Source organism: Achromobacter ruhlandii, assembly GCF_902859695.1.
Classification (GTDB): Bacteria; Pseudomonadota; Gammaproteobacteria; order Burkholderiales; family Burkholderiaceae_B; genus Achromobacter; species Achromobacter ruhlandii.
The window spans coordinates 190754-205265 of sequence record NZ_CADIJL010000004.1 but is presented as its reverse complement, the minus strand read 5'-3'; the positions used below and the strand labels follow the sequence as shown (position 1 = coordinate 205265).

Here is a 14512-nt window from a genome sequence, read left to right as displayed (position 1 = left end):
GCCGATCCTAGTATTCGAAGGCGACGTTCAGGCCGACCGTCCGGCCCGGATCGACCTGGGCGAAGTTGCCCATCGGTCCGCCAGCGAAGGCGAAGGTGCGGTAGCGCTTGTCGGTGAGGTTGTTGGCATACAGCGTGGCCTCGACCTGCGGCCGGATGCGCCAGGCCAGGCTGAGGTCTACCAGCGTGTAGGCGTCCTGGCGCAGGGTGTTGGCGATGTCGAAGAACTGCGCGCCGATGCGCCGCACGGCCAAGGTCGGCGACAGCCGCCCGATGCCGGTGTCGAAGTGGCCGCGGGCGCTGGCGGTCAGGCCGTAGCCCGGCGAGAACGGCACCCGGTTGCCGTCGCAGCCCTGGCAGGCGGAGGCGTCGCCGAAGCTGCGGAACGTGGTGTGGTTGACGAAGCCGTCCAGGCCCAGCGTCCACTGCGCCAAGACGTCCCAGCCCAGGTCGAACTCGACGCCCGTGGCGCGGGTGTTGCCGACGTTCTGCAGGTGTTGCTGCCCCATTCCGCCGACATAGAGCTGCGCGTCGCGGATGTCGGTGCGGTAGACGGCGGCGCCCAGGCGCAGCGTGTCGCCGTCATAGCGCGTGCCGACCTCGTAGCTCAGGCCTTTTTCCTTGCCGTAGGGGCGGGCGTCGCTGGGATTGGACGGCGCCAGGTTGTAGCCGCCCGGCTTGTAGCCCTGCGCGGCGTTGGCATACACGCGCCACTCGGGCGACAGCCGGTAGCCGGCCGACAGTTTGCCCAGCACGCTGTTGCCCGCGCTGGCGCCCGAACCGCCGAACGGCGTCTGGCCGAAGGTGGAGAAATCCAGCGTCTGGCCGTCATAGCGCGTGGCGGCCTTGTCGTGGGAATAGCGCAGGCCGGCCGACAGGTCGAGCGCATCGGTGGCGTGCCAGGTGGCGTCGGCATAGGCGGCGAGCGATTCGCTGGTGTTGCGCGAGTCGGACTGGTGCGTGTCCAGCGGCATCGGCCCCTGCATCTGGTTGAACACCGCCCGCGATTGGGTGACGCGCTGGCGATACAGGCCCAACACGCCGTCGACGGCGCGCTTGCCGGTGGTGGACAAGCGCAGCTCCTGCACCTGCTGGCGCCAGCGCTCGGGCTGGCTGGTGTAGCTGGGGCCGATGGGGTAGTGGCGGTCGTAGTGCAGGGCCTGCCAGGCCGCCACCGCGTTCAAGCGCCAGCCGTCGAAGTCGTAGCGGCCGGTCAGCGACTGGCTGTTGCCGCAGCGCTTCTGGTAGAAATCGGCCAGCGACGCCGGCATGCCCGGCGCGGTGTACGCGTGGCTGGCATGGAGATCGTCGAACGGGACGTAGGCGTCCTGGCTGGCGCGGGTGCATTCGCCGCTGACGGCCAGGCCCAGTTCCCACGGACTGCCGGCGGGCGCCAGCCGCAGCCGCGCGGCGCCGGCATTGGCCGAGGCGCCGCCGACATGGCTGGCGCCGGTGGCGGCGTTGTCCAGCCGGCCGGGCGCGTCGTTCGCCACGGCGGTGACCGACCCGTACAGCAGGTTGTCGACCAGCGGCCCGCCGCCGCTGGCCTTGAACAGGTACCCGTCCCGGCTGGCAACGCCGGCGCTGGCGCGGAAATAGGGTTCGTCGCCCGGTTGCCGCGACACGATGTCGAGGACGCCGCCCATGGCGCTCTTGCCGTAGAGCGTGCCCTGGGGGCCCTTCAGCAGCTCGACGCGGTCGACGTCGGTCAGCAGTTGCGAGGTGAACGTCGGCAATTGCGGCACGCCGTCCACATAGACCGTCAGGGCGGGGTTGTAGAAGTCCTGCGCGGACGTGATGCCGCGAACCGAGATCACCGGGTATAGGAACGAGCCGCTGCTGGACATCTGCACGCCGGGCAGCACGCGAGACAACTGCATGGTGTTGTCGATCTGCGCGGCCTGCAGGGCCTCGGCCGGCACGACGACCACGGCGCCGTTGACGTCGCGCAGCGACTGTTCCTGCTTGCTGGCGGTAACGGTGATGGGGGCCAGCTCGCTGACGGATTGCGCCGCGGCGGGGAGCGCGAGGGCGCATAGAGCGGCCGCCAACGCGGTGTGTCGGAATGGGAACGCAGTCGTCATGTTGTCGGTCCGGGCTTTCGGTAGAATCATTAATGAGAATTATTGTTGTTTGATAGGCGCCGCGCTGACGTTTTCGGTGCCGCCGTTGTTCAAATCGGGGTCTAAATTTGGATTTCGCCATCGGCGCTATGACGCCCCCCGCCGCCGCGTCTATCGCGCGCGCCGACCATCCGTTGCTGTCGGCGGTGGCCATGCCGCCCGAGTGGATGACGATGCTGCGTTCGGAGTCGCGTGACGACGACCTGGCCCTGACCGTCTGGAGCGGTACGCCTGCGATCGGGCTCAACGTCAACGCCGAAGGCCCGCCGATGTTCTGCATCGCGGTCTTCCTGGATGGCCGGGCGCGCATGTCCATCCAGGGGGGAGAGCCCTTGGCCGTGGGGCCCGGCATGGCCGTGGTGCAAACCGGTGAGCGCGGGACTCGCGGCTGGTTTCACATGCCGGGCAGGCAGAATGTCCGTCTGGTGGACATCCGTTATTCACCTGCCGGGCTGCTGCGCGCCGGCGGCAGGCCGCTGGCCGCGCTGCGCGGCGCTTTCGTGCTCGATCACAGCGTGCCGGCCACGGGATCGCTGATGGCGGGCTTTCCCGCGCCGCCAGGCTTGTTGCGGCTGGCGGCGGATGTGCTTGACTGCCGCCACGAAGACGCCACCGCGCGCCGCCTGTACATGCGCGCCAAGGCGCTTGAAGCCCTGGCCATCGTGCTCGAAACCATGAGCGATGCGGCGGGCGAGCCGCCGGCGGCGCCGCGCGAACGGCGCCAGCTGGCGCAGGCGCGGCGCCTGATAGACGCCCGCTACGGCGAGGAATGGACAGTATCGCGGCTGGCGCGCGAGGTCGGCCTGAGCGAAAAGAAGCTCAAGGCCGGCTTTCGCCAGGTCGCCGGCCGTTCGGTCCATGCCTATCTGAAATCGGTCCGGCTGGACGCCGCGGCCTCCATGCTGGAGGCCGGTTACAGCGTCACCGACGCCGCGCTGGCCACCGGATTCGGCAACCTGAGCCATTTCAGCAAGAGCTTCCGCCAGGCCAAAGGAGTCGCCCCCAGGCACTGGCTTGACCGCCCCGGCGTCCGGCTGCGCTAAAATTAAGTTATCCACAGCAATCCGGGCCTGGTACTGCCCTCATAAGTATCGAAACCAGAATGCGCCACCTGGCCTGCAAGGCAGGGTGCCGATTGCCCGCGACGCGCTTGCGCTTCGGGTGGTTCGCACGTGGCCGCGCGAGCGTGGCGCGCGTTCCGGTTGTCCCGATGCATATGCATTGCAGTGCTCGCAGCACTCTCGTTTTGTTCTTTTTCACTGGTCCCGGTACTTGCCTAACCCTGATGACTGAATCCACTCAATCCGCAGCACCCACCGCCGAAGCGCCCGCGCCGACGCCCACGTTCTCCGACTTCGGGCTGCATCCCCTGCTGTTGCAGTCGATCGCCGAAACCGGCTACACCACGCCCACCCCGATCCAGGCGCAAGCCATTCCCGTCGTGGTCGAAGGGCGCGATGTCATGGGCGCGGCCCAGACCGGCACCGGCAAGACGGCGGCCTTCACGCTGCCGATCCTGCATCGCCTGATGCCGCTGGCCAACACCAGCGCCTCCCCCGCCCGCCATCCGGTGCGCGCGCTGATCCTCACGCCCACGCGCGAGCTGGCCGACCAGGTCTACGAAAGCGTCAAGCGCTACAGCAAGCAGACGCCGCTGCGTTCCGCGGTGGTGTTCGGCGGCGTCGATATCGGTCCGCAGAAGGAAGCGCTGCGCCGTGGCTGCGAAGTGCTGGTGGCCACGCCCGGCCGCCTGCTCGACCACGTCGAGCAGAAGAACGTGAACCTGAGCCAGGTCGGCATCCTGGTGCTGGACGAGGCCGACCGCATGCTCGACATGGGCTTCCTGCCCGACCTGGAACGCATCATCCGCCTGCTGCCCGCGCAGCGCCAGGGCCTGCTGTTCTCGGCCACCTTCAGCAACGAAATCCGCAAGCTCGGCCGTTCGTACCTGAACCACCCGGTCGAAATCGAAGTCGCGGCCCGCAACGCCACGGCCAACACCATCACGCAGATCGCCTACAAGATGAGCGGCGACCAGAAGCGCGCGGCGGTGGTGCACCTGGTGAAGTCGCGCGGCCTGAAGCAGGTCATCGTGTTCTCGAACACCAAGATCGGCACGGCGCGCCTGGCGCGCGAGCTCGAGCGCGACGGCGTCAAGGCCGAATCGATCCACGGCGACAAGACCCAGGCCGATCGCATGAAGGCGCTCGAAGCCTTCAAGGCCGGTGATCTCGAAGTACTGGTGGCTACCGACGTGGCCGCGCGCGGGCTGGACGTGGCCGGCGTGCCTTGCGTGATCAACTATGACCTGCCGTACAACGCCGAGGATTACGTGCACCGCATCGGCCGTACCGGCCGCGCCGGCGCCTCGGGCGAAGCCATCGCCCTGTTCACCGCCGACGAAGAACGTTTCCTGCTCGACATCGAAAAGCTGATCAAGCGCGAAGTGCCGCGCGGCACGCTGGAGTTGCCCGCCGACCTGGTCGCGCGCAGCCATCATGGCCATGGCCGCCGCGAAGAGCGCGCCGCGTCGCCGCGCGAAGGCGGCCGCGAGCGTGGCCGTTCGTCGGAACGCCGTTCGGGTGGCGGCTCGTCGCGCCAACCGGTGGACGACTTCTTCCTCAAGCCCTACGAACCGTCGGCGCCATCGGCCCCGGCCGAAGAGCCCGACGCCCCGCGCCAGGGTGGCAATTCGTCCGCGCCCAAGCGCCAGATCGCCGTCCTGCTGGGCGGCAGCCGCAAGTAGCGGCAGCGCCGCGCGCCCGCATCGTCGATGCGGCCCGCGCCAATGGAAAAGCGTCCTCGATGGACGCTTTTTTTATTTCAAGACAACGGTGGTGCGGCGTTCATGGGGCGCTTGTCGTCGCTGTATTGATCGGATCCGGGCGTCGCACGCCGGCCGCGATCGAGAACAATGCCGCAAGGATCGCGCAGCCCGTTACCTGGAGAATGCCGGCCTGAGTCCAACCCAGCGTCAATTTCAATTGACCCAGCAAATACCCGGCGAAGGCCGCGGGCACATACAGGCTGGCCACGAACAGGCCGGATGCCTGCGCCGCCTTGGCCCGGCTGACGGATTTGATGATGCCGGCCGACAGGTTGGCATACACCATGCCGCTGATGGCGGCGCCGAAGATGAACGACATGGCGGCGTGCGCGCTCAGCGATTTCTCCAGGTCGGTGAACAGCAGTCCTCCGGCCAACGCGGACAGCAGCAGCGACCCGAACAACAGTTTGCGATAGTCGTAGCGGTCTCCGAGCCAGCCTCCCAGCAGCGATAGCAGGGCGCCCAGGCCGTAGAAGCTGACTGCGCCCGCCGCCTGTTTGGGGCTGAAACCGAGGGCTTCGCGCAGGTAGGTGGGATACAAGCCCAGATAGCCATAGATCGACAGACCGGCGAACGCGGTCGCGATGGCCAGCATGGCCGGCGTGCGCGCCCACAGGCTTGTCCCGGCCGCCGGGCTGGCGGTGTCTTCGGCCTGCGTCGGCAGCGCCTGCGCTTCGCTGAACCAGGGTTTGACCAGCGGCACGATCAGGATGATGGCGATGATGCCCGACAGCCCGAAAACGATGAAGGGCATCTGCCAGTGGCTTGCGGCCAGGATCGCCGCGCCGAGATTGGGACCGATGATGGCGCCGATGCCGAATGTGAAATTCAGCGAGCTCGCGGCGACCGCCCGGTGCTGCAGAAAGTAGCTCGTGCCAATGGCGAGCAGCGCCGTCAGCTGCATGGCTTCGCCCAGGCCGGAAATGAACCGATAGGCCAGCAGGTCCGGCAGTCCTTTCGCATAGGCGGTGAGGAAGGTGGCCACGGAAAAGATGACCAGCCCGATCAGCGTGACGGACTTGCGCGACACCTTGCCCAGCAGATAGCCGGTGGGTATGCCGGCCAGGCCCATGCCCAGCGTGAAGACCGTCGACGCCAGGCCGACCTGCGGCAAGGTCAGGCCCAGGGCGTTGCGGACATCCGTGGCAAGGACTGAAAACAGCTGCCGGTCGATGGCGTTGATGACATATGAGAAAAGCAGTGCGGCGAACATCCCGAGCGCGTAGCGGCGCGTTTGCATGGCAGTCTCCTTTGAATGTCGATGGGCCCTAGGCGAGCGCGTCGCAGCGTCGGGCGAATTCGGCGGGCAGCGCCTCCGGGGAAGTGCCTGTGGCGAGCAGCAGGCGCAGCAGCAGGCGTGCCTTCAGGCCCCCCAGCGCGCCGCCATGGATCAGCCCGCGGGACAGCAGATCCTTCTCCGATCCGGGGAAGGCATAGGCGGCGCGCAGCACCGGACCGGCGGCCACCCGGGTGCTGAGCACGACGGGCATCCGCGCCGCCAGGTCGCCCAGCAGCGGAGCCAGGTGGCCTGGCACATGGCCGGCCCCCATCGCCTCGATGACCGCGCCGCGAAAGCCCAGGTCAGGTAGCGCGGGTAGCAACCTGCCGTCGTCGTCCAGGCCGATACGCAGCAACGCGATGGGCGCTTCCTGCAATGGGCGCGGAAACCGCAGCGCGGGTAGCAGCGTCAGTCGGCCGTGCAGATGCAGGCGCCCCTCGCACAGCGTGCCCAGCGGTCCCCGGCCGGGCGAATGGAAGGCCGACGGCAGCGTGGTATGCGCTTTCTGCGCATGGCGGGCGGCGTGCACCTGGTCGCCAAGCACCACCAGCGCGCCCATGCCGGCCGCCGCGGGGGCGGCGGCCACGGTGACTGCCGCCAGCAGATTGGCGGGCCCGTCGGCGCCCGGCGCCGCCGCGCCGCGCATCGCTCCGGTGACGACGATGGGCAGCGGGCGGCGCGCCAGCAATTCCAGGGCGAAGGCGGTTTCGTCGATGGTGTCGGTGCCCTGGACCACCACCGCGCCCTGGCAGCCGCGGGCGAATCCTTCCTCGATCAAGGCCGCCAGCCGTGCGAGATCTTGCTGCGTCAGGGACGCCCCGGGTTTGTTGGAGAAAGCGATGACCTCCAGGCTGGCCACCGCGGCCAGGCCCGGAACGGCGGCGACCAGGGCATGGGCGTCCAATGCGGGCGCGATGCCGCCATCGGCGCCGGGCGTCATGGCGATGGTGCCGCCGGTGGCCAGCAGGAGAACGCGGGGAAGGTCCATGTTCGGCTCCGGGCTAGGCCTGCTCGGGTTGATCGGCTTGATTCCGATAGATATCGAGAATGTCGCCGCCGGTGCACAGACATACATCCGGGTGCGACAGGATGTGGTCGTACAGCTCGGCCAGGTAGCGGATGCGATGCGGCGCGCCCGTCAGATAGGGGTGGATCGAGATCGCCATGACCCGCGGGATGCTCGCCCCTTCCCGGTAGAGCTGGTCGAACTGGTCGCGGCCGCGGATCAGCAATTCCTCGGACCGGTGCTGCTGCACGGCGGAGATGACGACATCGTTGAGTTCGACGGTGTAGGGCACCGACAGCATGCTTCCCGTGCGTGTCCTGATGGGCACCGGCTGGTCGTCCAGCACCCAGTCGGCCACGTATTCGATGCCGGCGGCGGCCAGCAGGTCGATCGTGTCATCCGTCTCGGTCAGGCCGGGGCTTTCCCAGCCTCGCGGCGCCTGGCCGGTGACATCACGGATGGCCGCGATCGTGTCGCGGATCGCCGTGGCCTGGTCCGCCACCCGGTGCATCGGTTGCTGCACATGGCCGTGGCCCATGAATTCCCAGCCTGCCGCCAGCGCCGCCTGGCAAGCCTGGGCGTATTCGCGGCAGGCGGTGCCATTGACCGCCAGCGTGGCCTTCAGACCGCGCGCGCCCAAGGTCTCGAGGAAGCGCCAGAAGCCGACGCGCATGCCGTACTCGTGCCAGCACCAATTGGGAATGTCCGGCAGCAACGGCTGTCCCATCGGCGGAGGCAGGACGGCGCGCGGCATCGCATGTTGCGGCAGCCAGTTTTCCACGTTGACGATGGTCCAGACGGCAACGCGCGCGCCGTCGGGCAGGACGAATGGGCGACGTTGGGTAATCGGCTCGTAGGCGACGCGATCGCGAGCGGACCAGACGGGCGAGGGGGGATTCATCGGCAGGCTCCATGTGAGGAAACACGCGGGAGCAGTTCACGTCTGATTCCATTATTTGGAATTAAATGGAAATCAATGATTCGGTGAAATACTCCAGCAACTGGCGATAAATGCTAGCGTTGCGATAAATTCGCTCGCAACACAACCGAAAATAATTCCACTAATTGGAATAGCATGAATGATTCTCTCGCGCGGGTCGATGGCGCCCAAGGCATTACCCGGGCGGTGCTGGTGCTCAAACTGTTGGCGCGCCAAGCCGATGCCGGCCTGCGGCTGGTCGATCTGGCGCAGGCCGCACAATTGACGCGGCCCACCATGCATCGGCTGCTGAAGGCGCTCGTCGCGCAAGGCATGGCGGTGCAGGATGCCGCGACCCGTCGTTACCGGCTGGGTCCCCTGGTGTTCGAGCTGGGCCTGGCGGCGGCGCATCGTTTCAATCTGCGCGACCTGAGCACGGCCACCCTGGCGGACCTTGCGCGCGTGACGGGCGATACGACGTTCCTGTTTGTGCGCAGCGGCGACGACGCCGTCTGCATCAATCGCATCCAGGGGACCTATCCCGTGCAGACGCCGGCGCTGCCGCTGGGCAGCCGCCAACCCCTGGGGGTCAGCGCGGGCGGCCTGGCGCTGCTGGCGGCGTTACCGGCCGCGGAACAGAAACGCATCATCGAGGCCGTTGCGCCGCGGCTTGGGGCATATGGGGAATTGGACGCCGACGATGTCCGCGCGCATTGCGCGCTGGTGGCAAAGGCTGGCTACGCGCACATCGCCAATCGCGCGGTGCCCGGCATCAGCGCGCTAGGTGTCCCCGTGTATGGCGAGAGCGGTCTGTTGCTGGCCGCTGTCACGGTCGCCGCGACCCACAACCGCATGACGGACGCCCGGGTGCGTGAGATCGTGCCGCTGCTGCGCGGGGCGGCGCAAGCCATCGGCGCCTTGTTGCAGCAATAACGGCGAATTGGGCCGAGCCTCCCCGGGGGCGTGGATCTCCGGTCCGGCGTGGCCGTCAGGCGGCGAGCAGGCGGGGCAAATCGGGTAGCGCCGAGGTGACCGCCGCGCTGCGTTCGTCCAGGCTTTCCAGCAGACGTTCCAGATGGCCGATGTGCGGCAGCATCGGGCCGTAGAACACCACGCGGCCGCCGATCTGGATCAGCAGCGTGGGGAAGTTCTCGACGTCGACCTCGCCCAGCAATTCGGCGTGATCCTCGATGTCGATCCAGGCGAAAACATGCTGCGGCAGGGCGCTGGACAGGGCGCGCAGCTTTGGTTTGTATTCTTCGCAGGTGTCGCACCAGGCGGCGCAGAAACACGCCACCAGCCAGGCCTTGGGCGAGGCCGCCAGTTGGGCGCGCAGGGCGGTGAGATCGGAGCCGGGAACCAGTAATGTCATACGAGCGCGGGAAAGCGTGTTTGACTATCATACCCGGGATGATCACCTTCCATTTCTCCCGCCATGCCTGTCCTGCGCCCTGATACCGAGATGCCCGGCACCGGCCGCTTCGCCCGCAGCATGGGCGGCGTGGCACAGGCCTTCAAGCGCGCGCTGGTGTCGCAGTGCCATCCGACGATGCTATTCGCGCTGCTGTTGCCCTTCCTGATCGCGCTGGTCGGCGCGCTGCTCCTGTTCTGGCTGTTCTGGACGCCCCTGACCGACTGGCTCGCCGCGCAGGCCTCGCACTGGGACTTCATCAACCGCACCGACGAATGGCTGCTGGCGATGGGGCTGTTCTCGCTCAAGCTCTACCTGGTGCCGCTGGTCGCGGTGTCTATCCTGCTGCCGCTGTCGGGCGTGCTGGGCCTGGCGATCGCGGCGGTTTTCGTCATGCCGCTGGTGCTGCGCCACGTGAGCCAGCGCGAATATGCCGGCCTCAGCCGGCAGGGCAAGCTGGCCACCACCGTCAGCGTCTGGAACGCCGTCTGGGTGTCGGGGGCGTTCGTGCTCGGTTGGCTATTCACCCTGCCGTTATGGCTGGTGCCGCCGATGGCCCTGGTGCTGCCGATCTTCTGGTGGACCTTCGCCTTCTCGCGCATGATGCGGGTCGACGCCATCGTCGAGCACGCCAGCCCGGCCGAGCGCAAACTCATCCTGGAACGCAACAACGGCGGCTTCTGGATCATCGGGCTGATCTGTGCGCTGCTGAACCTGTTGCCGCCAGCCTGGATCATCCTGCCAGTGTTCTCCGCCCTGGTCTATGCGCACTACGGACTGGACGCGGTACAGCGCCTGCGCCAGGAACGCACCATCGACGTCGCCTGACGCGGCGCCGTCGCCCGATCCCTCAACCGCCACTTTCTGGAACCGGACCATGGCAGCAGAATCCGCCTCCCGCCGCATCGGCCTCATCATCGTCGGTGACGAAATCCTGTCGGGCCGCCGGCAGGACAAGCATTTCTCCAAGGTCGTCGAACTGCTCGGCGCGCGCGGCATGCAGTTGGGCTGGGCGGAGTTCCTGCCGGACGACCGCGACACCCTGGTGGCCGCCTACCGGCGCAGCTTTGCCACGGGCGACGTGGTGTTTTCCTGCGGGGGCATCGGCGGCACGCCCGACGACCACACCCGCCAGGCCGCCGCCGCCGCGCTGGATCTGCCGCTGGCCCTGCATCCCGAGGCAGCCGAGGCGATTGCGTTGCGTACCGCCGAAATGGCGGCCAAGGGCCAGGGCACGGCCGACATGAGCGCCCCCGAAAACCAGCAGCGCCTGCAGATGGGCGTGTTTCCGCAGGGCTGCGAGATCGTGCCGAATCCGTACAACCGCATTCCGGGCTTTTTCATCCGCGATCACACCTTTGTGCCCGGCTTTCCGGTGATGGCGTGGCCGATGCTCGAATGGACGCTCGACACGCGCTATCGTGCATTGCAGCATACGCGGCGCCACGCGGAGCACTCGTTCCTCGTATTCAGCATGCCGGAATCGCGCATTACGCCGGCCATGCAGACCGTGGAAACCCGGTGGCCGGGCGTGCGGGCCTTCAGCCTGCCCAGCGTCGGCGAAGCCGGTGGCACGCCCCACATCGACCTGGGGGTGAAGGGGGAACCCGAGGCGGCGGCCGAGGCATTGGCCTTCCTGCGGGCCGAGGTGCTGCGCCTGGGCGGCAAGCTGGCGCCGCCCGGGGCCTGACGCGAAATCGCGGACGAATCGGGGAGCGTCCCCGATTCCGGGACCAAAAAACGGTTGCCAAATGCCCCGGTAAATTTCACAATACGGGAAAGAACTGTTTGCTGCGTTGCCGCAAGTAAGGTTTCTTTCGGTGGCGCCGCGCTAGCCCCTTTCCGTCCCATGTCCCGTCCTTCCTCCACACGCAATGCCCTGGATGCCGAAACCGACGGCGCCTCGGCTCATCCCATCGCCATCCAGGTCATCGAGCGCGCCATGCGCCTGCTTGACGCGCTGGCCGCGCAGCCCGATCCGGTCACGCTCAAGGAGTTGTCCGCGACCACCGGTCTGCATGCGTCCACCGCGCATCGCATCCTGAACGACCTGGTGGTGGGTCGCTATGTCGAGCGGGTGGACAATGGCCTGTACCAGCTGGGCATGCGGCTGCTGGAGCTGGGGTCGCTGGTCAAGGGACGGCTCAACGTGCGCGAGGCGGCCATCGCCGCCATGCGCTCGCTGCACAAGCTCACCGGGCAGACCATCAACCTGTCGGTGCAGCAGGGCGACGAAATCGTCTACATCGACCGCGCCTGGAGCGAGCGTTCCGGCATGCAGGTGGTGCGCGCCATTGGCGGCCGCGCGCCGCTGCACCTGACCTCCACCGGCAAGCTGTTCCTGTCCACGGGCGACGCCCGCCAGGTGCGCGCCTATGCCTTGCGCACCGGCCTGGCCGGCCACACCCGCAACAGCCTGACCGATCTCGACCGCCTCGAGCGCGAGCTGGCGCTGGTGCGCCGCCACGGCTACGCGCGCGACAACGAGGAACTGGAACTGGGCGTGCGCTGCATCGCCGCGGGCATTTTCGATGACACCGGCAAGCTGGTGGCTGGTCTGTCGATCTCGGCGCCCGCCGAACGCCTGCAGGACGAGTGGATCAAGGCCCTGGTGGACACGGCCGCCAGCATTTCCGAGGCGCTGGGCTACGAGCCCTCGGTGTCCAGCGGCTTCAACGGCCTGGGCATGGCGGCGGAAGCGATGCGCACCTGATCGCCTGCGTTGCCGCGGCCATGAAAAAGCCCCCCGGTTTCAGCAACCGAGGGGCTTTTTCATGGCCGTGGCGAAACTATCCGCCAGGCGCGATGCACAGCGCAGGCCCCGCCCGGCGGGGCCCGCCCTGAATTACTGCTGTTCGACGCCTGCCTTCTTGAACAGCTCGGCCCACTGCGGGACCTGTTGCTTGACCTTGGCGTCCAGGGCCTGCGGGTTGGCGTCGGCGGTCAACACCGTGGCGCCCAGCTGCTTCATGCGTTCCTGGAACTTCGGATCCGCCAGGCCGGCCTGCAGGCTCTTGACCAGCTTGTCGACCACCGGCTTGGGCGTGCCCTTCGGCACCCACATGCCATGCCAGATACCCACTTCGAAGCCCTTGAAGCCGGACTCGTCCATGGTCGGCAGCTTGGGCAGGGTGGGCACGCGCTGCAGGCTGGTGACGGCGTAGGCCTTGACCTTGCCGCTGTCGATCTGCTGCGTGGTGTTGGTGGTCTGGTCGCACAGCAGGTCGACCTGCTTGCCCAGCAGGTCGTTCATGGCCGGCGCCGTGCCCTTGTAGGGGATGGTCAGCAGTTGCACGCCCAGGGCCTCGACCAGCATGGTGCCGCACAGGTGGCTGGCGGCGCCGATGCCGGCGTTGGCCAGCGAGACCTTGTCCTTGTTCTTTTTGACGTAGTCGGCCAGTTCCTGGATGTTGTTGGGCGGGAAGTCCGAGCGCGCGATGATGGTCATGGGCACATCGACGACCAGGCCGATGGGCTCGAAACTCTTGTAGGGGTCATACCCCGGATTCTTATACAGCGAGGGCGCCGTCGAGAAGCCGGCGTGCATCAGCAGTACGGAATAGCCGTCCGGCTGCGAGCGGGCCACTTGCGTGGTGCCGATCGTGCCGCCCGCGCCACCCTTGTTTTCGACCACGACGGTCTGGCCCAGCGAGTGCCGCATGGCTTCAGCCAGCGAACGCGCGACGTTGTCCGTCGGACCGCCTGCGGCGAAAGGCACCACCATGTTGATGGGGCGTTCCGGGAATTCCGCGTGGGCGGCGCCGGCCGCGAGCATGGCGCTGGCCGCGAGCAGGGCCGAAAGCGTGCGGGGGATGAGGGTCATGAAGTCTCCAATTGCAGGGTTTTGCTTGCTGCGATGTGTTTTTGACCGCTGACTTATCGTTTGTGTTTATCTGTCATCAGCGTGCAAGCAGTGTAGAAAAGAATTGATACGCCGTCATGTCGGGTATTTCCCGAATCATGGGAAATGCTTGCGTTGGATCAACCCGGCACCGGCGCCTGCACTGTTAATGTGCAAATAGTTGTTGCGTTGCACCAATATTGCTTGACAAGGTTTTTTAGGCCCGTAGAATGTCAATTGTGCAGTGCATCAAACGGGCCGGCGGTAGCTTGTAGTACCAGTTTCCGCGCACGTTCCTTATTTCGTCGCAGACACCATCCTTACTCGCCGGACAGCCTCCGGCTACCCCTAAAAGGAGCAATTCTATGAGCGCTATCCCGCAACAAGTCCTGGACCGTCAAAAAGCCAGCATCAACACTTTCGTGGCCGCCCAGTCGGCCGTGTTCGCCGGCTTCGAAAAGCTGGTCGAACTGAACCTGAAGGTCGTGCGCGCCACGCTGGACGAAGTCGCCCAGAAGTCGCAACAAGCCGCCGAAGTGAAGGACCCGCAGGAAGCCGCGGCGTTCGCCTCCGGCCTGCTGCAGCCGGGCGCCGAAAAGGCCCTGGCCTACACCAAGCACGTGTATGACATCGTCGCCGGCGTGCAGGGCAACCTGGTCAAGCTGACCGAAGAACAGATCGCCGAAGGCCAGCAGCAGCTGACCGAGGCCGTCGAACAGTTCTCCAAGAACGCCCCCACGGGTTCGGAAAGCGCCGTCGCCCTGATCAAGTCCTCGCTGGCCACCGCCAACAGCGCCTACGATTCGCTGACCAAGGCCGCCAAGCAGGCCGCCGAAGTCGCCGAGTCGAACCTGAACGCCGCCGCCAACGCGACCTTCAAGGCCGCGACGGATGCCGCCGACGCCGCCACCAAGGTTGCCAGCCGCAGCCGCCGCAGCGCCGCCTGAGTATTTGGCGCGGCCTTGCTGCGCAAATTGCAGTTATGTAGTACTGTTGAGTGACAGAGCAGAGCTGGAATTAGGGCCACCCTTCGGGTGGCCTCTTTTTTTGCCCTTTTCCCGTGTCGGGGCGGCGGGGCGTGTCTCCACCACGTTGCGGCGCGTCGCG

13 protein-coding genes are annotated in these 14512 nt (G+C 66.9%); 7 read left to right on the top strand and 6 right to left on the bottom strand.

The window, feature by feature from the left end:
* Nucleotides 1–7 precede the first annotated feature (7 nt).
* A complete protein-coding gene (locus HV742_RS07635) occupies nt 8–2083 on the bottom strand; it encodes a TonB-dependent receptor (RefSeq protein WP_175144743.1) in 2076 nt (691 codons plus the stop codon).
* 128 nt (nt 2084–2211) lie between these two features.
* On the opposite strand from HV742_RS07635, the gene HV742_RS07630 reads away from it, so the two are divergent.
* Nucleotides 2212–3165, top strand: a complete 954-nt coding sequence (locus HV742_RS07630; RefSeq protein WP_175144742.1) for a helix-turn-helix transcriptional regulator — start codon at nt 2212–2214, stop codon at nt 3163–3165.
* Between the two features lie 242 nt (nt 3166–3407).
* A complete protein-coding gene (locus HV742_RS07625; protein WP_175144741.1) occupies nt 3408–4868 on the top strand; it encodes a DEAD/DEAH box helicase in 1461 nt (486 codons plus the stop codon).
* Between the two features lie 100 nt (nt 4869–4968).
* Here HV742_RS07625 and HV742_RS07620 read toward each other — a convergent pair whose 3' ends face one another.
* Genes HV742_RS07620 through HV742_RS07610 form a run of 3 tightly spaced genes read right to left on the bottom strand, consistent with a single transcriptional unit; the run spans nt 4969 to nt 8135 of the window.
* Complete coding sequence (locus tag HV742_RS07620) at nt 4969–6189, bottom strand: MFS transporter (protein WP_254600993.1); 1221 nt, start codon at nt 6187–6189, stop codon at nt 4969–4971.
* Between the two features lie 28 nt (nt 6190–6217).
* A complete protein-coding gene (locus HV742_RS07615; RefSeq protein ID WP_175144740.1) occupies nt 6218–7216 on the bottom strand; it encodes an asparaginase in 999 nt (332 codons plus the stop codon).
* Between the two features lie 13 nt (nt 7217–7229).
* Complete coding sequence (locus HV742_RS07610) at nt 7230–8135, bottom strand: polysaccharide deacetylase family protein (RefSeq protein WP_175144739.1); 906 nt, start codon at nt 8133–8135, stop codon at nt 7230–7232.
* A 174-nt stretch (nt 8136–8309) separates the two neighbouring features.
* Here HV742_RS07610 and HV742_RS07605 point away from each other — a divergent pair, with 174 nt between their 5' ends.
* Nucleotides 8310–9086 (top strand): IclR family transcriptional regulator, encoded by a 777-nt coding sequence (locus tag HV742_RS07605; protein WP_175144738.1) that lies wholly within the window; start codon nt 8310–8312, stop codon nt 9084–9086.
* 55 nt (nt 9087–9141) lie between these two features.
* Here HV742_RS07605 and HV742_RS07600 read toward each other — a convergent pair whose 3' ends face one another.
* Entirely contained in the window at nt 9142–9525 is a 384-nt protein-coding gene (locus HV742_RS07600; protein ID WP_175144737.1) for a thioredoxin family protein, read from the bottom strand.
* 63 nt (nt 9526–9588) lie between these two features.
* Between HV742_RS07600 and HV742_RS07595 the strand changes: the two genes are divergently transcribed.
* The 3 genes from HV742_RS07595 to HV742_RS07585 all read left to right on the top strand — a co-directional run bounded on the left by HV742_RS07595 (nt 9589) and on the right by HV742_RS07585 (nt 12277).
* On the top strand, nt 9589–10392 hold the full coding sequence (locus HV742_RS07595; protein ID WP_049071675.1) for an EI24 domain-containing protein: 804 nt from the start codon (nt 9589–9591) through the stop codon (nt 10390–10392).
* Nucleotides 10393–10441: 49 nt separating this feature from the next.
* Complete coding sequence (locus HV742_RS07590) at nt 10442–11254, top strand: competence/damage-inducible protein A (RefSeq protein ID WP_049071676.1); 813 nt, start codon at nt 10442–10444, stop codon at nt 11252–11254.
* Nucleotides 11255–11413: 159 nt separating this feature from the next.
* The gene (locus HV742_RS07585) at nt 11414–12277 is read left to right on the top strand and encodes an IclR family transcriptional regulator (protein ID WP_049071678.1); all 864 of its coding nucleotides are present in this window, start codon (nt 11414–11416) and stop codon (nt 12275–12277) included.
* A 132-nt stretch (nt 12278–12409) separates the two neighbouring features.
* On the opposite strand, the gene HV742_RS07580 is transcribed toward HV742_RS07585, so the two are convergent.
* Nucleotides 12410–13387, bottom strand: a complete 978-nt coding sequence (locus HV742_RS07580; RefSeq protein WP_049071679.1) for a tripartite tricarboxylate transporter substrate binding protein BugD — start codon at nt 13385–13387, stop codon at nt 12410–12412.
* 383 nt (nt 13388–13770) lie between these two features.
* Here HV742_RS07580 and phaP point away from each other — a divergent pair, with 383 nt between their 5' ends.
* On the top strand, nt 13771–14352 hold the full coding sequence (gene phaP / locus HV742_RS07575) for a TIGR01841 family phasin (protein WP_049071680.1): 582 nt from the start codon (nt 13771–13773) through the stop codon (nt 14350–14352).
* Nucleotides 14353–14512 lie beyond the last annotated feature (160 nt).

Bases quoted from the DNA above. Each gene is read 5' to 3' on its own strand.
- HV742_RS07635 (WP_175144743.1), bottom strand. From the start codon at position 2,083: ATGACGACTGCGTTCCCATTCCGACACACCGCGTTGGCGGCCGCTCTA.
- HV742_RS07630 (WP_175144742.1), top strand. From the start codon at position 2,212: ATGACGCCCCCCGCCGCCGCGTCTATCGCGCGCGCCGACCATCCGTTG.
- HV742_RS07625 (WP_175144741.1), top strand. From the start codon at position 3,408: ATGACTGAATCCACTCAATCCGCAGCACCCACCGCCGAAGCGCCCGCG.
- HV742_RS07620 (WP_254600993.1), bottom strand. From the start codon at position 6,189: ATGCAAACGCGCCGCTACGCGCTCGGGATGTTCGCCGCACTGCTTTTC.
- HV742_RS07615 (WP_175144740.1), bottom strand. From the start codon at position 7,216: ATGGACCTTCCCCGCGTTCTCCTGCTGGCCACCGGCGGCACCATCGCC.
- HV742_RS07610 (WP_175144739.1), bottom strand. From the start codon at position 8,135: ATGAATCCCCCCTCGCCCGTCTGGTCCGCTCGCGATCGCGTCGCCTAC.
- HV742_RS07605 (WP_175144738.1), top strand. From the start codon at position 8,310: ATGAATGATTCTCTCGCGCGGGTCGATGGCGCCCAAGGCATTACCCGG.
- HV742_RS07600 (WP_175144737.1), bottom strand. From the start codon at position 9,525: ATGACATTACTGGTTCCCGGCTCCGATCTCACCGCCCTGCGCGCCCAA.
- HV742_RS07595 (WP_049071675.1), top strand. From the start codon at position 9,589: ATGCCTGTCCTGCGCCCTGATACCGAGATGCCCGGCACCGGCCGCTTC.
- HV742_RS07590 (WP_049071676.1), top strand. From the start codon at position 10,442: ATGGCAGCAGAATCCGCCTCCCGCCGCATCGGCCTCATCATCGTCGGT.
- HV742_RS07585 (WP_049071678.1), top strand. From the start codon at position 11,414: ATGTCCCGTCCTTCCTCCACACGCAATGCCCTGGATGCCGAAACCGAC.
- HV742_RS07580 (WP_049071679.1), bottom strand. From the start codon at position 13,387: ATGACCCTCATCCCCCGCACGCTTTCGGCCCTGCTCGCGGCCAGCGCC.
- phaP (WP_049071680.1), top strand. From the start codon at position 13,771: ATGAGCGCTATCCCGCAACAAGTCCTGGACCGTCAAAAAGCCAGCATC.